We start from the raw sequence: 16,191 nt of genomic DNA, 5'->3' as shown, positions 1-16,191 counted from the left end.
CTGTTGACGGTCATCACCGCGACGGGGCGCGATTAGCGACATTCGCGCGAACAAGGATACGCGGGTTCGAGGAGGTTCTTCGTGCAAGAGACGGGCGTGCATAACGGTGCCTTCGGTGCCGACAAATTCGGCTTAAAAAATCTCAAAGGCGTGCATTGGAACTATGGTGCGCCGCAGCTCTACGAGCACTCGTTGCGCAATGGCGAAGCGGTGCTCTCGGCCGATGGCGCGCTTTGCGCCGATACCGGTGAGTTCACCGGCCGCAGCCCGAAGGACAAGTTCACGGTCCGCGACGGGCTGACCGACAAGAGCATGTGGTGGGCTGGCAACCAGTCGATCACCTCGGAGCAGTTCGCGACGCTGCATGCCGACTTCCTCAAGCATGCCGAAGGCATGACGCTGTTCGCGCAGGATCTCTACGGCGGCGCCGATCCGACGCATCGGATCAAGACGCGCGTCTTCACCGAGCTCGCCTGGCATTCGCTGTTCATCCGCACGCTGCTCATTCGCCCCGAGACGTCGGAGCTCGCGAGCTTCGTGCCCGAACTCACGATCATCGATCTGCCGAGCTTCCGCGCCGATCCGAAACGCCACGGCTGCAAGTCGGAGAACGTCGTCGCGATCGATTTCGCCCGCAAGATCGTCCTGATCGGCGGGTCTTATTATGCCGGCGAAATGAAGAAGAGCGTGTTCACCACGCTGAACTTCTATCTGCCCGAGAAGGGTGTGATGCCGATGCATTGCTCGGCCAATGTCGGCCCCGATGGCGACACCGCGATCTTCTTCGGCCTGTCCGGCACCGGCAAGACCACGCTCTCGGCCGATCCCAAGCGCACGCTGATCGGCGACGACGAGCATGGCTGGAGCGATGACGGCGTCTTCAACTTCGAAGGCGGCTGCTACGCCAAGTGCATCAAGCTGTCAGGCGAAGCCGAGCCGGAAATCTATGCCGCCAGCAAGCGCTTCGGCGCGGTGCTGGAGAACGTCGTGCTCGGCGCGAACGATCGCGTGCCTGATTTCGACGACGGCTCGAAGACCGAGAACACCCGCTCGGCCTATCCGCTCGATTTCATTCCGAACGCCTCACGCACCGGCCGCGCGCCGCATCCGAAGAATGTGGTGATGCTCGCCGCCGACGCCTTCGGCGTGATGCCGCCGATCGCCAAGCTGACGCCGGCGCAGGCGATGTATCACTTCCTGTCCGGCTACACCGCGAAGGTCGCCGGCACCGAGCGTGGTCTCGGCAACGAGCCGCAGCCGGAATTCTCGACCTGCTTCGGTTCGCCGTTCCTGCCGCGCGATCCGTCGGTCTACGGCAATCTGCTGCGCGAATTGATCGCCAAGCACAATGTCGATTGCTGGCTGGTCAACACCGGCTGGACCGGTGGCAAGTACGGCACCGGTCGCCGCATGCCGATCAAGGTGACCCGCGCGCTGCTCACCGCGGCGCTGAACGGCTCGCTCCGCAACGCCGACTTCCGCACCGACAAGTATTTCGGCTTCGCGGTGCCGACCTCGCTGCCGGGCGTCGAGCCGCACATCCTCGACCCGATCAAGACCTGGGCCGACAAGGTCGACTTCGACAAGACCGCGCGTGCGCTGGTCGGCATGTTCCAGAAGAACTTCGCGAAGTTCGAAGCGCAGGTCGACGCCGAAGTCCGCGCCGCCGCGCCGGAAGTGAAGCTCGCGGCGGAGTAATTCGCTCGCGCTGATCTCGCGATTTGAAAAGGCGGCCATCGTGGCCGCCTTTTTTTGTTCCGATCGCTCTACCGCCGCGCGACACTTCCTCAATCCGTCACCCTGAGGAGCGCGAAGCGCGTCTCGAAGGGTCGACGGCCATCAGTCGGGCCGTGCATCCTTCGAGACGCGCCTGCGGCGCTCCTCAGCGACTGTGTTCTTCGTCAAGCGGGTTGCCATGGTTTTTTGTCCCTGAGCATGGCGTTGAGGGTGGTGAGAACTTTGCGCGCAACGGCGCTGAGGGCGACCATCTTGGGCTTTCCAGCGGTCACCAGGCGCCGATAGAAGACCTTGAGCTGCGGATGGTATCGGCTGGCCGACAGAGCGGCCATGTAGAGCCCGGCGCGCAGCTTGGCTCTTCCGCCGCCGATCATGCTCTTGCCCTTCCAGCGGCCCGACTGGCGGGTGAACGGGGCAAGACCGGCGAGGCTCGCGATCTGGCGCCGATTGAGTGCGCCGAGCTCCGGCACCTCGGCAAGGAAGGTCCGCGCGAGGGTGTTGCTCACGCCAGGAAAGCTGACCAGCAGTTCCTCCTTGGCGCGCCAGACTGGCGAGCCGCGCACCAGCGTGTCGATGTCGTTGTCGATCTCCGGCAGCTCCTTCTCGAGGACCTTGATATGGCGGGCAAGGCTCTTGCGGACGCGGACATTCTCGGCCCGCTTCTCGCGCTGACGCTCGGCAACGATCATCTCGATGATCTGCCGTCGGCGACTGACCAGTTCAGCCAGCAGCCGGGCTTCCTGATCCGGCATGGCACGTGGCTCCGGCTTTACGGCCTCGACAAACCGCGCGATGACTGCCGCATCGATCGGGTCCGTCTTGGCACGCTGACCAACCGCCTGCGCGAAGTGCCGGATCTGGGCCGGATTGACCACCACCAGCGGCAGCTGAGCGCCCGCCAGCGCAGCAGCGACGATGGTCTCGAAGCCGCCGGTTGCCTCCACCGCAATCAGCGCTGGCGAGATCACCTGCAAGCGCGCAACGAGCTCTTCCAAGCCTTTGCCGTCACGCGCCACGGCAAAGGCTTCCCCGCTCGGACGCACATGCACGTCCAGCCGGTCCTTCGACACATCAATGCCAACGTAGATCGCGTCCATCTGCACCCCTCCTTGCGCAACCGGGCTCGCCAGGCGGCCCTCGCGACTGTTCGGGTTCAATGGAACAACGGACGGGGCGCCGCGCTGAGGATCGGGCTTCAAAGCCCTGGGATGAAGCGGTCTCCCGTCCGCTACCGCACCGGACACTCTATCCGATCCGGCGATTCGAGACTTACAAGGATGACGGGACCGAAAGGTGTCCGCTACTCCCCTATCTCCGGCAACACCGCATTGCTCGGGGTTTGCCTGTCCGTAATCTGCAGGCCGAACAGGCTGCCGATCAATTCGACGGCGACGCGCGCGGTGCGGCCGCGTTCGTCGAGGAACGGATTGAGCTCGACGATATCGAGCGAGCGCACCAGTCCGGAATCGTGCAGCAGCTCCATGATCAGATGGGCTTCCCGATACGTCGCGCCGCCCGGCACGGTGGTGCCGACGCCGGGCGCGATGTCCGGATCGAGGAAGTCGACATCGAACGAGACATGCAGCACGCCGTGCTTGGCCCTGACGCGCTCGATGATGCGGCGGATGAGCACGGCGACGCCGAACTCGTCGATCTGGCGCATGTCTGATATCGAGACGTTGCGTTGCCGCAGCAGCTTGCGCTCCAGCGGATCGACCGAGCGCGTGCCGATCAGGTCGAGCTGATCCGGCGGGATCGAGGCGCGCGGCAGTCCGCCGAGCAAATCGTCGAGGCCGGGCTCGCCGCATAGGAAGGCCGCCGACATGCCGTGCATGTTGCCGGTGATGGTGGTGGCCGGCGTGTTGTAGTCGGCATGGGCGTCGACCCACAGCGCAAACAGCGGCCGGCCCTTCTCCTGCCAGTAGCGCGCGACGCCGTTGATCGATCCCATCGACAGCGAATGATCGCCGCCCATGAAGATCGGGATCGCGCCGGAATGCGCCAGCCAGTAGGCGCGCTCGGACAGCGCGCGGGTCCAGGTCTTCACCTCGTCGTAGAATTTGGTGTTCGCCGGCACCGGACCGTCGGCGACCACAGCCGGGATCGCAAGGTTGCCGTGATCGTCAACGTGGAAGTCGAGCTGCTCAAGCAGCCGCGCGATGCCCGCGGTGCGCAGCGCGTCCGGGCCCATCAGCGGGCCGGGCTGCGACGCGCCGATCTCGATGGGAACGCCGAGCAGGGCGATGCGCGAGGGCTTGGAATTGTCGGCTTCGGACATGCGGCAGGGCTCCCAAAGGCGTGGAACAGAAGCGACGCGCCACTGTTCCCTCAACCCTTGAAATAGGCAACCCGGTCCAATCCGGCCATGTGGATAGTTGAGCTGTGCGTCCAGATTTGACGCGTTTTCCTCACCGCGAACCGGTGCCCATCCCGGATCAAGTGCGAGACAGGCTTCGCTCGAAAACGCGCTAGGCCTTGAAATAAGCGATCTGCGTCGTGGTGGCGAGCAGGCGGCCGGACGGCGACCACAATTCGCCGTGCTGGTCGCCATAGCTCTTGTGGAAGGTCTTGGCGTCGGCGGTGGCGAGCACGCGGGTGGTGTCCTCCGCATCCATGTCGGCACCGTCGACGTGGAAATAGGTGGTCAGCGACACCGTGCCGAACGGCACCAGCTCGTGCCGCGCGTGGAACACGCGGCCGAAGAACGCGTCCGACATCGACATCAGCGACAGCGCATCGAGCTTGCGCGGCACGCGGTCGGCGATCCACAGCTTGGAGTAAGGGCTCGACGGCTGCTTCGCGGTGCCGCCGCCGAACTTCGGTTCGCCCTCGACGAAGCGGAAATCATATTGGTTGGCCCAGGTCATCGCGAGCTTCGGATAAGGCCGCAGCTCTTCGAATGGCACGGCGCCGGGAAATTCCGCAGGCTGGTGCGACCAGGACGGGCGGCGTTCGGCGAACACGGCCGTCGCCAAGGTCGCGACCTCGCCGCCACCTTGCGTCATCTCGACCGACCAATGCTGGCTCGAGCGGTTGCTTCTCACCAGGCGGACATCGAGATCGAACGCGCCCTCGGCGACCGGCGCGCAGTAATTGACCGTCAGCGCCAGCGGATCGCCGGCGCGCTGCGGGTGCTGCATCAGCGCGCGCAGGATCGTCGCGGCGGTGCAGCCGCCGAACGGGCCGACGAACGCCCAGTAATCCGGGCTGGTCCGTCCCTGCCAGCGGCTGTCGCCGGCCGTCACTGTGGTGGCTTCATCGAAAAGGTGCGGAGCCTTGGTGAGCATGAATTACCTTGAATATTTGCTCGTCATTGCGAGGAGCGAAGCGACGAAGCAATCCATTGATCCGCATCTGCGGCGCGATGGATTGCTTCGCTTCGCTCGCAATGACGGCATGAGCTTTACTGGCAATATCGCGGGCTGGCGCGCGGAATTCAATAACGCCGGACGTAATCGATTTCCGCGTCCCGGGATTACCCCTTCGCCTCGCGCTGATTGCCGAGCTGCAGCGAGGCGCTCGGATGCACCGGCACGTGCCAGATGTCCTCGGCATATTCGCGGATGGTGCGGTCGGAGGAGAACCATGCCATGCGCGCCACGTTGAGGATCGAGGCGCGGGTCCAGGCCGGCACCACCTGCCAGCGGGCGTCGATGCCGCGTTGCGCGTTGTAATAGGAATCGAAATCGGCCGAGACCATGTAGTGGTCGAGGTAGCGCAGCGCGTGCCCGATCGAGGCAAAGCGCGCGGCATCACCCGGCGAGAACTCGCCGCTCTCGATGGCGCGGATCGCGCGCTCGAGCCGCGGCGATTTGCGGATGATGTCGCTGGCATCGAGCCCCTGCTTGCGGCGGACCATGACGTCACCGGCCTCGAGGCCGAAGATCGCGATGTTCTCCTCGCCGACATTATCGCGGATCTCGATGTTGGCGCCGTCGAGCGTGCCGATGGTCAGCGCGCCGTTCAGCGCGAGCTTCATGTTGCCGGTGCCGGAGGCTTCCATGCCGGCAGTCGAGATCTGCTCGGAGAGATCGGCGGCCGGGATGATCACCTCGGCGAGGCTGACATTGTAGTCGGCGAGGAAGACGACCTTCAGCCTGCCGCCGAGCGAAGCGTCATTGTTGACGACCTCGGCGACGTCGCTGATCAGCTTGATGATCAGCTTGGCGTAGCGGTAGCTCGCGGCCGCCTTGCCCGCGAAGATTTTTACCCGCGGCACCCAGTTCGCACCCGGATCGTCCTTCATCGCGTGGTAGAGCGCGATCGTCTCCAGGATGTTGAGCAGCTGCCGCTTGTATTCGTGGATGCGCTTGATCTGCACGTCGAACAGCGCCGACGGATCGACCTTGATGTGGTTGCGCTCCCCGATCAGCCGCGCCAGCGCCAGCTTGTTGTGGTGCTTGACGTCGCGGAAGCGCTTCTGGAATTCCAGGTCGCTCGAATGGGTCTCGAGCCGCTCGAGCAGCGAGAAGTCGTCGAGCACAGCCTCGCCGCAGGTCTCGCGCAACAGCGCGGTCAGCCGCGGATTGGCCAGCATCAGCCAGCGGCGGAAGGTGATGCCGTTGGTCTTGTTGGTGATGCGCTGGGGATAGAGATGATGCAGGTCGTGGAACACGGTCTCCTTCATCAGGTCCGAATGCATCGCGGAGACGCCGTTGATGCGATGCGAGCCGACGAAGGCGAGCTGGCCCATCCGCACGCGGCGGCCGCTGCGCTCGTCGATCAGCGAGACCGAGGCGCGGTATTCGATGTCGCCGGGGAAACGTTCCTCGGCGAGCGCGAGATGCGCCACGTTGATGCGGTAGATGATCTCGAGGTGTCGCGGCAGCAGCCGCTCGAACAATTCGACCGGCCAGGTCTCGAGCGCTTCCGGCAGCAGGGTGTGATTGGTGTAGGACAGCGTCGCGACGGTGATCTTCCATGCCTCGTCCCAGCGGAAACTGTGCAGGTCGACCAGGATGCGCATCAGCTCGGTGACCGCAAGGCTCGGATGGGTGTCGTTGAGCTGCACGGCCGCCTTCTGCGCGAGGTTGCGCAGGCCGCCGTCGGAGGCGAGATGCCGGTTCACGAGATCCTGCAACGAGGCCGAGACGAAGAAATATTCCTGGCGCAGCCGGAGCTCGCGGCCTGCCGCGCTCTCGTCGTTCGGATAGAGGAATTTGCAGATCGCTTCCGCGCGCGCCTGCTCGGCGCTGGCCGAGACGTAGTCGCCGGTGTTGAAGACGTCGAGCTTGAGCGGATCGGGCGCGTGCGCCGACCACAGGCGGAGCGCGTTGACGTGCTGGCCGCGCCAGCCGACGATCGGCGTGTCGTAGGCCATCGCTTCGACGGTTTCCGCCGGATGCCAGGTGGCGCGGTCTCGGCCGCGCTCGTCGACATGCTCGACATGGCCGCCGAAATGGACGTTGTAGACCACCTCCGGCCGCTGGAATTCCCAGGGGTTGCCGAAGGCGAGCCACTCGTCGGGATATTCCTGCTGCCAGCCTTGATTCATGATCTGGCGGAACAGGCCGAAATCGTAGCGGATGCCGTAGCCGGTCGCGGGGATCGCCAGCGTCGCCATGCTCTCCATGAAGCAGGCCGCGAGCCGGCCGAGACCGCCATTGCCGAGCGCCGCGTCCGGCTCGCATTTGCGCAGGTCCGAGAGATCGACGCCGAGGTCGCCGAGTGCCGCCTCGAACAGCGGCAGCAATCCCATATTGTTCAGCGCGTCGGTGAACAGGCGGCCGATCAGGAATTCGAGCGAGAGATAATAAACCCGCTTGGAGCCGGCGTCGTAGGTCTGCTTCTCGGCCGTCAGCCAGTGGTGCACGATGCGGTCGCGCAGCGCCAGCGCCGCCGCCTTGTACCAGTCGCGCCTGGTCGCCATGCCAGCGTCCTTGCCGATCGCAAGCCGGAGCTTGGCGAGGATCGCGCCCTTGATCTCGGTCAGCGCCAGCTCATCGATCGGCTGGTTCAATGCCGGGTAGTTTGTTTGTTCGTGCAAAGCGCCCAATCCTGCCGTTCAGATTTCCGGATCATGATGCGATCATAGTGTCCGGATCATGCCCCAGGTCGATGATACGCGCGTTGCATGGCAACCGAAACCGCCCGGAACGTTGCCGTGCATCGCGCTGCCGATATTTTATGCAAGGACCGGGCCGATTTAGGGGCCTTCGGAACCGTCATTGCCGGTGCTACGATCGGCCGTGGAAGCCGGGATCTTGCGGCAATCTGGGCGGAGGATGCGCGTGATGAGACTCTTGATCGAGATCGCGACCGCGGCGTTGCTCATGGTGTGCATCACGGCGACCAGCGCAGCCTATGCGGCGGGCAAAACGGGCCGCAGCGCCGACGGCCTGAGCTGCAGCTTCAGCGTGGCGCAGAACGCAACGCCTGCCGCGCGCTGCGCCGCCATCAAGCGGCAATGCGGCGGCAAGTTCTACGCCAATGCCTGCGGTGACAAGCTGTTGTCCGCAGCGAATTAGACGGCCGCACAACGCGCGTCCACGCGCGGTCGCGAACACCGGAGTGATACGGATTTCCAAGGCTTAACGAGTTCTTTACAAACACACCTGTCGCGCATGGGGCGGGCACATTTTCAGCTCCGACGCATTTCATTCCGAAGCAATTTTTCAACGGGCCGCTGACATTTTCAGCGGCCCGTATTGCTTTGCGGGCAGGCATATCCGAGCACGGCGACCGCATTTCTCATGGGGTAATGGCAGTCACCGCAACCCGTCGCCCCGGCGAAGGCCGGGGCCCATAACCACAGCCGTCAGAGAAGATGGGACAGGTCGCTCCACTCCGGATTGTCTTGCTCGATCAGGCGAACCTTCCAGTCGCGGCGCCATTCCTTCAGCGCTTTTTCCCGTGCGATCGCCTCTTGTGGTGAAGCATAGACCTCCATGTAAACCAGACGCGTGACGCCGTACTTTTTGACGAATTGTGAGCCGCGTCCAGAGCGATGAAGCGTAAGCCGATTGGAAAGATCGTTGCTGACGCCAATGTAGAGCGTTCCGTGGCGGCGGCTCGCGAGAATGTAAACGTAATAGACTGCGGCATTCATTTCCGGGCACCGGTCACGTGAGATGTCCGATAGCGGCGGTTATGGGCCCCGGCCTTCGCCGGGGCGACGCCCATTAACCCAACAGAACGAATTAAGAACACTTTAGCAAGTCTTTGATATATCATTGTGATTCGGCGCCTGCGCCGACACAATATCTATGGTCTCTCAGTCTCCGCGAGGACTACATGTCCACCATCGCCTTTGATCAATTCGCTCTGACCCGGATTGCCGATTTTGCGCGGTCGCTGTCGCGGCTGCACCAGGCCTCGCGGCGGCAGCCGATCGACGATGACCAGCTCGACCGCGAGTTCAACGCGGTCTGCATGTCGATCTGGGGCTACACCACGGATGATTTCAGCGACGAGCTGTTCTCGAACGAGGATCACGCCTGGCTCGACTCGCTCGATGAGGCGCATGCGCGGATCTTCGCCGGTGAACAGGGCTACGACCTCGTCGACGATCACGGCATGCTGACCGACTGGTGGGGCTATTGCTGGATGATCCTCGCCGAGAAGCGCGGCCTCCTCAATCCGGAGAACCGCGCGGCGGCGCGGGCCGCGATCGAGGAGAAATACATGGCCGCGCCGAACGTGATCGGCGTGATCGTGGCGCGCTGAGTGTTGTCGTAACGTCGTTCCGGGCGATGCAAAGCATCGAGCCCGGAATCTCGAGATTCCGGGCTCGCCTCGTCGAGGCGCCCCGGAATGACGGGCTTACGCCCGTCAGCTCGCCTCGGCCCGCTTGGCGGGCTTTGCGGCATGGCCCTTCGGCACCACCGACGATGGTGTCGCGGGCGCGACATCGCTTCTGGTTTCCGGCAGCGGCGCGTCGCTGGCGATCTCGGCGCTGACAGGCGCGACCTTCATTTCGCCGAGCCGCGCGCGGACCGCCGCGGTCAATCCGGGATAGGAGGCGATCGGCGTGAAGTCGAACGACTGCTCGTTGCCGACGCGGACGCCGGTGTAAGCGACGAGGCCGTCGGTGGTTGCGATCACGTCGCCGGCCTTCAGCGAGGCATCGAGCGCGAGGTCGACCGGCGCGAGCCCGGCCGGGTCGCGGCCGTTGCAGGTGCAGTCGGCGCGCAGCGCCTTGCGATAGGCGAAGGCGTTCTCGCTGTCGGCGTAACGCTCACCCGTGGCCGAGGCGGAGCTGTCGATATGGCCGCCGCCGTAATAGACCTTGGTCGCGCTCGCCGGGCAGAACGCCTGGCAGAGCTGCGCCGGCGTCGCGTTGCCGCGCATCGTCAGCGGGAAATACTTGCCGTCGCAGCTGCGCACGCAATATGCCGGTCCGGAACCGGCCACGCGCGTCCCCGAGACCGGTGCGGACGTTTGCCGTTCCGGCTGCTGGTTGAGGCCGAACGGATCGGCGAAGAAATTGGCTTGCGGCGGGGCCTGCCGGCCCTGCTGCTTCTGGGCACCGCCGAAGAAGAAGTCGAACAGTCCTTCGGCCGAGACGGGAGCGGGCACGACTAGGACGGAACCCGCAAAGGCAGCGGCGGCAAGCATCACGCGGCGCCGCATGCGCCGATCACTCAACTCTGTACGCAACGCCAACTCCACCCGACGCGCCTCGCCGCGGCGACAAGGTGCCCCGGCGGATTCACCTTAAGGCGGGATGGTAAACGAGCGATTGATCAGGGGTGACGGCGTCACAGGAAGGCGAGGTTGCGCGAACCCTTCTTCACCTCGCCCCGCCTGCGGGGAGAGGTCGGATCGCATCGCGAGATGCGATCCGGGTGAGGGGGTACAAGTCTCACCGCGTTCACGGCTCGTGGAAGCAGCCCCTCACCCCAACCCTCTCCCCGTAAGAACGGGGCGAGGGGGAAGAAAAGAGCCTCAGTCCTTCAGGAACTCGCCGGCCTTGTACAGCGCGCGGAACGGCAAGCCGGCCTCGGCAAACGTCTCCGTCGCGCCTTCCTCGCGGTCGACCATGGTGAAGACCAGCGCGATCTCGCCGCCGGCCTCGCGCACGGCTTCCACAGCCTTCAGCGCCGAGCCGCCTGTCGTGGTGACGTCCTCGACGATCACGATGCGCTTGCCCGCCAGGCTCTCGCCCTTGGCGAGCCCTTCGACGGCGAGCCGCGCGCCGTGCTCCTTCGGCTTCTTGCGCACGAAGAAGGCGGCGATCGGGTGACCCTTCAGCCATGAGAGCTGCGCGATGGCGCCGGCGAGCGGCACCGCGCCCATCTCGAGCCCGCCGACGAAATCGAGCCGGTCGTCCTTCAGCGCTTCATAGGTGAGCTCGGCGAGCAGCGCCGCGCCCTCGGGATCGAGCATCGTCGGCTTCAGGTTGAAATAGAAATCGCTCTTGCGGCCCGACGCCAAGGTGATCTCGCCGCGGCCGAACGAGCGCTTGCGGATGATCTCGGCGAGGCGGGCGCGGGAGGCTGATTTGGACAAAGGCTTTTTCCCTTGGGGGTTCTTTGGGGCTTTCAGGCGGCCGGCAATCTATCGGCGGTCTGGCGCACATTCCAGCGGGTAAATCCCGCCGTCAACAGTGCCCGCGCCGCCATTTCAGCGCAGCCGCGTGCGGAAAGCGCGGGTTGTGCGCCCGTTCCAATCCCCCTAAAGCAGACGCCAAACACTTGCGAGGGAAGCGGAAATGACCATCGAGCTGCACACCTGGAACACGCCGAACGGCCGCAAGATCTCGGTGGCGCTGGAGGAAATGGGGCTGCCCTACAAGGTCATCCCGGTGAATATCGGTAAGGGCGAGCAGATGGCGCCCGACTTCCTCGCAATCAGCCCGAACAACAAGATCCCGGCGATCGTCGATCCGGATGGCCCCGGCGGCAAGCCGGTCAGCATCTTCGAATCCGGCGCGATCCTGCTCTATCTCGGCGAGAAGACCGGCAAGTTCCTGCCGAAACCGCTCATCGAGCGGATCCCGGTCTATGAGTGGCTGATGTGGCAGATGGGCGGCTTCGGCCCGATGCCGGGCCAGGTGCACCATTTCATCGCGCTGGAGAACGAGCAGGACCGCGCCTATGGCCTGAAGCGCTACATGGCCGAGACGCGGCGGCTCTACGGCGTGCTGGACCGCCGGCTCGATGGCCGCGAATTCGTCGCCGGTGATCTGTCGGTCGCCGATTTCGCCATCCTCGGCTGGGCCTGGCGCCATCCGCGCCACAAGGTCGAGCTATCAGACTTCCCCAACGTCAAGCGCTGGTACGAGACGCTGATGGCCCGCCCCGCGACGAAGCGGGGCATGGAGGCGAAGCTGGATTGATTGGGTGTGTCATTGCCGGGGCTTGACCCGGCAATCCATCCTCTTCGCAAAGACCCTTTAGTTGCCGCCCGCTTGAGCGGGCGATGGATGCGCGGGTCAAGCCCGCGCATGACGAGTTGGGCTCACGTCCGCCGCGCCTCGAGCGCCATCTTCATCGCGAGCCCTGCGAGCACCGTGCCCATCAGCCAGCGCTGCACCAAAAGCCAGGTCGGGCGGGTGCCGAGGAACACCGCGATCGAGCCGGCGGCGAGCGCGATCATTGCATTGACGCTGACGCTGATCACGATCTGGATCGAGCCGAGCGCGAGCGACTGCGTCAGCACGCTGCCGCCGGCGGGATCGATGAACTGCGGCAACAGCGCGAGATAAAGCATCGCGATCTTCGGGTTGAGCAGGTTGGTGATGAAGCCCATCGCGAACAGTTTGCGCGGGCCGTCGACCTTCAGCGCCTTGACCTGGAACGGCGAGCGGCCGCCCGGCTTCAGCGCCTGCCACGCCAGCCAGAGCAGATAGGCCGCGCCGGCGAAACGTAGCGCGTCATAGGCGTAGGGAATCGCAAACAGCAGCGCGGTGATGCCGAACGCCGCGCACAGCATGTAGAACACGAAGCCGAGCGCCACGCCGCCGAGCGAGACGATGCCGGCCGCCGGACCCTGCGTGATCGAGCGCGAGATCAGATACATCATGTTCGGCCCTGGTGTCAGCACCATGCCGAGGCAGACGAGCGCAAAGCCGAGCAACGCGGATGTGTGGGGCATGGTGGATCTCGCAAGGGGATACACGCACTTCTAGCGTGCCATCCGCCGCGCGGCCATGTTGGAATTGCTCTCGGAGCAATGTCGCGGCAGCAGTGGTGCACTCCCTCGCCCCGCTCTTGCGGGGAGAGGGTTGGGGTGAGGGCCTATCCACGTATGAGGGCCGTAGTTAGACCTGTACCCCCTCACCCGGATCGCATTCCGCTTCGCTCCATGCGATCCGACCTCTCCCCGCAGGCGGGGCGAGGTGGATTCTAATGCGCCTCGTCCCAGTTGTTCGCGGCGCGGGCGTCGACCTGCAGCGGCAGCGACAGGATCACCGCGGGGAACGGCGCGTCCTGCATCACCTTCTGCACCACCGGCAGCGTCGCTGCGACCTCGTTGTCGGGCACCTCGAAGATCAGCTCGTCATGCACCTGCAGCAACATCTGCGCCGAGAGCTTCTTCTCGGCGAGTGCGTCCTCGACCCGGATCATGGCGCGGCGGATGATGTCGGCCGCGGTGCCCTGCAGGCGCGCGTTGATCGAGGCGCGTTCGTTGAAGGCGCGCACCGAGGCGTTGGACGCCTTGATGTCCGGGTAGTACATCTTGCGGCCGAACAGCGTCGTCACATAGCCGTTGCGGCGGCAAGAGTCCTTGGTCTCGTCCATGTAGGCGCGGATGCCGGGGAAGCGCTCAAAGTACTTCTTGATGTAGGCGGAGGCTTCCTCGCGCGCGATGCCGAGCTGGTTGGCGAGGCCGAACGCCGAGATGCCGTAGATGATGCCGAAATTGATCGCCTTGGCGCGGCGGCGCACCTCGCTCGGCATGTCCTTGATCGGCACGCCGAACATTTCGGAGGCCGTCATGGCGTGAATGTCGAGCCCGTCGCGAAACGCCTGGCGCAGCACCGGCACGTCGGCGATCTCGGCGAGCAGCCGCAGTTCGATCTGCGAATAATCGGCCGACACCAGCTTGTGGCCCGGTGTTGCAATGAAGGCGCGGCGAATCTTGCGGCCGTCCTCGGTACGAACCGGGATGTTCTGCAGGTTCGGCTCGTTCGACGACAACCGCCCTGTCGTCGTCGCGGCCAGCGCGTAGGTGGTGTGCACGCGATGGGTCTGCGGGTTGACATAGTTGGGCAACGCGTCGGTGTAGGTCGATTTCAGCTTCGAGACCTGGCGCCACTCCAGGATCTTCTTCGGGAAGTCGTGGCCCTGCTCGGCGAGATCGTCGAGCACCTGCGCGGTGGTCGACCAGGCGCCGGTCTTGGTCTTGGTGCCGCCGGGCAATCCCATCTTGCCGAAGATGATGTCGCCGATCTGCTTCGGACTGCCGACATTGACCGGCTCGCCGGCGATCTCCTGGATCTCGGCCTCGACCCGCGCCGCGGTCTGGGCGAAATCGCCCGAGAGGCGTGAGAGCACCTGGCGGTCGATTGAGATGCCGCGGCGCTCCATCCGCGCCAGCACCGAGACCAGCGGCCGCTCCAGCGTCTCGTAGACCGTCGTCATCCGCTCGGCGACGAGACGCGGCTTCAGCACCCGCCACAGCCGCAGGATCAGGTCGGCGCTTTCGGCGGCGTATTCGGTGGCCTTGTCGATCGTGACCTGATCGAAGGTCAGCTTGCCCTTGCCGCTGCCGACGAGGCCGCCGTAGCTGACGACGGCATGCCCGAACCAACGCTCGGCGAGCGCCTCCAGCGCATGCGAGCCGCGGCCCGCATCGAGCGCATAGGACATCAGCTGGGCGTCATCGATGTTACGCAGCGTGACGCCGTGCTGCGCCAAGGTCACCGAGGTGAACTTGACGTTGAAGCCGACCTTCTGGATGCCGGCAGACTCCAGCAGCGGCCTCAACGCCTTCAGTGCATCGGCGGTCTTGATCTGGCCGGGCGCGAGGCCGGCATCGAACAGCCCGGCGCCGCCGCCAGGCTCTCTGTGGCTGAGCGGGATGTAGCAGGCATCGTTCGGCGCCACGGCGAGCGCCAGTCCCGACAGCTCGGCCTGCATCGGGTCGATCGATTCCGACATCGCCTCGATCGCGATGTAGCCGCCGTCGTGCGCGCGCGCGACAATGGCGTTGAGCTGCTCGAGACTGCCGATCGCCTGGTAGGCCTTGCGATCGAAGCCGGTCTTGCGGATCGCTTCGCCGCGGGCCTCGGCCAGCGTTGCCGGCGTGCCCTTCAGGCTGGAGTTCTTGTCGTCGCGTGCACCGGTCGGCTTGGCCTTCGCAGGTGGTGCCGCGGCCGATGTCGGAGCGTCTCCCGGTGCCGGCGTCACGTCCGACGGCGGCAGCGGCGAGAACACGCTGGCGCCGCTCTTGTTGCCGGGATCGGCGTCGACATTGGCCGGGTCGATCTGCGCATAGTCGGCGACGCGGCGGGTGAGGGTGGAGAACTCCATCGCTTTGAGGAAGGCGACCAGCCGGCGCGAGTCGGGCTCGTGCACCGCGAGGTCGTCGAGCGGCACCTCGAGATCGACCTTGTCGTCGAGCAGCACGAGCTGGCGCGAGATGCGCGCCTTCTCGGCGTTCTCGAGCAGCGCCTCGCGGCGCTTCGGCTGCTTGATCTCGCCGGCGCGGAACAGCAGCTGATCGAGATCGCCATACTCGATGATCAGCTGGGCTGCGGTCTTGATGCCGATGCCGGGGACACCAGGCACGTTGTCGGTGGAATCGCCGGCCAAGGCCTGCACCTCGACCACCTTCTCCGGCGGCACGCCGAACTTCTCAATCACCTCGTCGCGGCCGATGCGGCGATCCTTCATCGTGTCGTACATCACGACCTTGTCGTTGACGAGCTGCATCAGATCCTTGTCCGATGACACGATCGTCGTGGTCGCGCCGCGCTCGGTGGCGAGCCGCGCATAGGTCGCGATCAGGTCGTCGGCCTCGAAGCCGGCCTGCTCGAGGCAGGGCAGCTCGAAGGCGCGCACCGCCTCGCGGATCAGCGCGAATTGCGGGATCAGATCGTCGGGCGCCGGCGGCCGGTGCGCCTTGTAGTCGGGATAGAGCTTGTTGCGGAACGTGATCTCCGACTTGTCGAACACGATCGCCAGATGCGTCGGCCGGTGGTCCTCCGGCATGTCGCGCAACAGTTTCCACAGCATGTTGCAGAAGCCGAGCACGGCATTGACCTGCAGCCCGTCGGACTTGCGGTTCAGCGGCGGCAGCGCGTGATAGGCGCGGAAGATGTAGCCCGAACCATCGACCAGGAAGACGTGGTCGCCCTTCGCCGCAGGCTTGGCGGCGACGGGCTTGGCTGCGGTCTTCGGGGCTGATTTGGCGGGGTCTTGGGAGGCTGTTTTCGGCATGGCCGAAACTTAGGGATTTTTGCGCGGATTGACAGCCTTACATGTGTGGATTCGGGGTGTGCCGCACAGCGAATTCATGGATTTGTGCCCGCGCTATACGTGCAAATCCGTCATCCTGAGGTGCGAG

Annotated in this window: 13 protein-coding genes; 4 read left to right on the top strand and 9 right to left on the bottom strand. The window is 64.9% G+C overall.

The genetic code is table 11. The features are described 5' to 3' along the window. Positions 1-81 precede the first annotated feature (81 nt). Positions 82-1,698 carry a phosphoenolpyruvate carboxykinase gene (locus ACVIGA_RS17685; protein WP_223974877.1) on the top strand — a complete coding sequence of 539 codons (1,617 nt, stop codon included), beginning with the start codon at positions 82-84 and terminating at the stop codon, positions 1,696-1,698. A gap of 203 nt (positions 1,699-1,901) precedes the next feature. On the opposite strand, the gene ACVIGA_RS17680 is transcribed toward ACVIGA_RS17685, so the two are convergent. From ACVIGA_RS17680 to ACVIGA_RS17665, 4 genes are all read right to left on the bottom strand, one after another. Beyond that, positions 1,902-2,834 (bottom strand): IS110 family RNA-guided transposase, encoded by a 933-nt coding sequence (locus ACVIGA_RS17680; protein WP_456667350.1) that lies wholly within the window; start codon positions 2,832-2,834, stop codon positions 1,902-1,904. Positions 2,835-3,037: 203 nt separating this feature from the next. Next, entirely contained in the window at positions 3,038-4,015 is a 978-nt protein-coding gene (gene rocF, locus ACVIGA_RS17675; RefSeq protein ID WP_456667349.1) for an arginase, read from the bottom strand. A 190-nt stretch (positions 4,016-4,205) separates the two neighbouring features. Further along, positions 4,206-5,024 carry an acyl-CoA thioesterase gene (locus ACVIGA_RS17670; RefSeq protein ID WP_456667348.1) on the bottom strand — a complete coding sequence of 273 codons (819 nt, stop codon included), beginning with the start codon at positions 5,022-5,024 and terminating at the stop codon, positions 4,206-4,208. A gap of 188 nt (positions 5,025-5,212) precedes the next feature. Next, positions 5,213-7,723 carry a glycogen/starch/alpha-glucan phosphorylase gene (locus ACVIGA_RS17665; RefSeq protein ID WP_456667347.1) on the bottom strand — a complete coding sequence of 837 codons (2,511 nt, stop codon included), beginning with the start codon at positions 7,721-7,723 and terminating at the stop codon, positions 5,213-5,215. A gap of 238 nt (positions 7,724-7,961) precedes the next feature. Here ACVIGA_RS17665 and ACVIGA_RS17660 point away from each other — a divergent pair, with 238 nt between their 5' ends. Next, the gene (locus ACVIGA_RS17660) at positions 7,962-8,204 is read left to right on the top strand and encodes a hypothetical protein (RefSeq protein ID WP_456667346.1); all 243 of its coding nucleotides are present in this window, start codon (positions 7,962-7,964) and stop codon (positions 8,202-8,204) included. A gap of 290 nt (positions 8,205-8,494) precedes the next feature. On the opposite strand, the gene ACVIGA_RS17655 is transcribed toward ACVIGA_RS17660, so the two are convergent. Then, positions 8,495-8,785, bottom strand: a complete 291-nt coding sequence (locus ACVIGA_RS17655; RefSeq protein WP_342726059.1) for a GIY-YIG nuclease family protein — start codon at positions 8,783-8,785, stop codon at positions 8,495-8,497. Between the two features lie 185 nt (positions 8,786-8,970). Between ACVIGA_RS17655 and ACVIGA_RS17650 the strand changes: the two genes are divergently transcribed. Next, complete coding sequence (locus ACVIGA_RS17650; RefSeq protein WP_212317066.1) at positions 8,971-9,402, top strand: hypothetical protein; 432 nt, start codon at positions 8,971-8,973, stop codon at positions 9,400-9,402. 105 nt (positions 9,403-9,507) lie between these two features. Here ACVIGA_RS17650 and ACVIGA_RS17645 read toward each other — a convergent pair whose 3' ends face one another. Both ACVIGA_RS17645 and pyrE read right to left on the bottom strand, forming a co-directional pair. Further along, positions 9,508-10,308: a DUF2865 domain-containing protein gene (locus ACVIGA_RS17645; RefSeq protein ID WP_456670831.1), complete on the bottom strand. Its 801-nt coding sequence runs from the start codon at positions 10,306-10,308 to the stop codon at positions 9,508-9,510. 315 nt (positions 10,309-10,623) lie between these two features. Next, positions 10,624-11,187: an orotate phosphoribosyltransferase gene (gene pyrE, locus ACVIGA_RS17640; RefSeq protein ID WP_092122894.1), complete on the bottom strand. Its 564-nt coding sequence runs from the start codon at positions 11,185-11,187 to the stop codon at positions 10,624-10,626. Positions 11,188-11,389: 202 nt separating this feature from the next. Between pyrE and ACVIGA_RS17635 the strand changes: the two genes are divergently transcribed. Beyond that, positions 11,390-12,016: a glutathione S-transferase family protein gene (locus tag ACVIGA_RS17635; protein WP_456667345.1), complete on the top strand. Its 627-nt coding sequence runs from the start codon at positions 11,390-11,392 to the stop codon at positions 12,014-12,016. A gap of 122 nt (positions 12,017-12,138) precedes the next feature. Here ACVIGA_RS17635 and ACVIGA_RS17630 read toward each other — a convergent pair whose 3' ends face one another. Continuing rightward, positions 12,139-12,774, bottom strand: coding sequence for a LysE family translocator (locus ACVIGA_RS17630; protein ID WP_456667344.1), 636 nt, complete (start codon positions 12,772-12,774; stop codon positions 12,139-12,141). A 251-nt stretch (positions 12,775-13,025) separates the two neighbouring features. Beyond that, a complete protein-coding gene (gene polA / locus ACVIGA_RS17625) occupies positions 13,026-16,064 on the bottom strand; it encodes a DNA polymerase I (RefSeq protein ID WP_456667343.1) in 3,039 nt (1,012 codons plus the stop codon). Positions 16,065-16,191 lie beyond the last annotated feature (127 nt).

The organism is Bradyrhizobium sp. USDA 3240, assembly GCF_054063295.1.
This window is presented reverse-complemented; position numbering and strand designations above follow the sequence as displayed.

Excerpts from the sequence above, each read along its gene's own strand:
- ACVIGA_RS17680 (WP_456667350.1), bottom strand. The coding sequence starts at position 2,834 with ATGGACGCGATCTACGTTGGCATTGATGTGTCGAAGGACCGGCTGGAC.
- rocF (WP_456667349.1), bottom strand. The coding sequence starts at position 4,015 with ATGTCCGAAGCCGACAATTCCAAGCCCTCGCGCATCGCCCTGCTCGGC.
- ACVIGA_RS17670 (WP_456667348.1), bottom strand. The coding sequence starts at position 5,024 with ATGCTCACCAAGGCTCCGCACCTTTTCGATGAAGCCACCACAGTGACG.
- ACVIGA_RS17660 (WP_456667346.1), top strand. The coding sequence starts at position 7,962 with ATGCGCGTGATGAGACTCTTGATCGAGATCGCGACCGCGGCGTTGCTC.
- ACVIGA_RS17655 (WP_342726059.1), bottom strand. The coding sequence starts at position 8,785 with ATGAATGCCGCAGTCTATTACGTTTACATTCTCGCGAGCCGCCGCCAC.
- ACVIGA_RS17650 (WP_212317066.1), top strand. The coding sequence starts at position 8,971 with ATGTCCACCATCGCCTTTGATCAATTCGCTCTGACCCGGATTGCCGAT.
- ACVIGA_RS17645 (WP_456670831.1), bottom strand. The coding sequence starts at position 10,308 with ATGCGGCGCCGCGTGATGCTTGCCGCCGCTGCCTTTGCGGGTTCCGTC.
- ACVIGA_RS17635 (WP_456667345.1), top strand. The coding sequence starts at position 11,390 with ATGACCATCGAGCTGCACACCTGGAACACGCCGAACGGCCGCAAGATC.
- ACVIGA_RS17630 (WP_456667344.1), bottom strand. The coding sequence starts at position 12,774 with ATGCCCCACACATCCGCGTTGCTCGGCTTTGCGCTCGTCTGCCTCGGC.
- polA (WP_456667343.1), bottom strand. The coding sequence starts at position 16,064 with ATGCCGAAAACAGCCTCCCAAGACCCCGCCAAATCAGCCCCGAAGACC.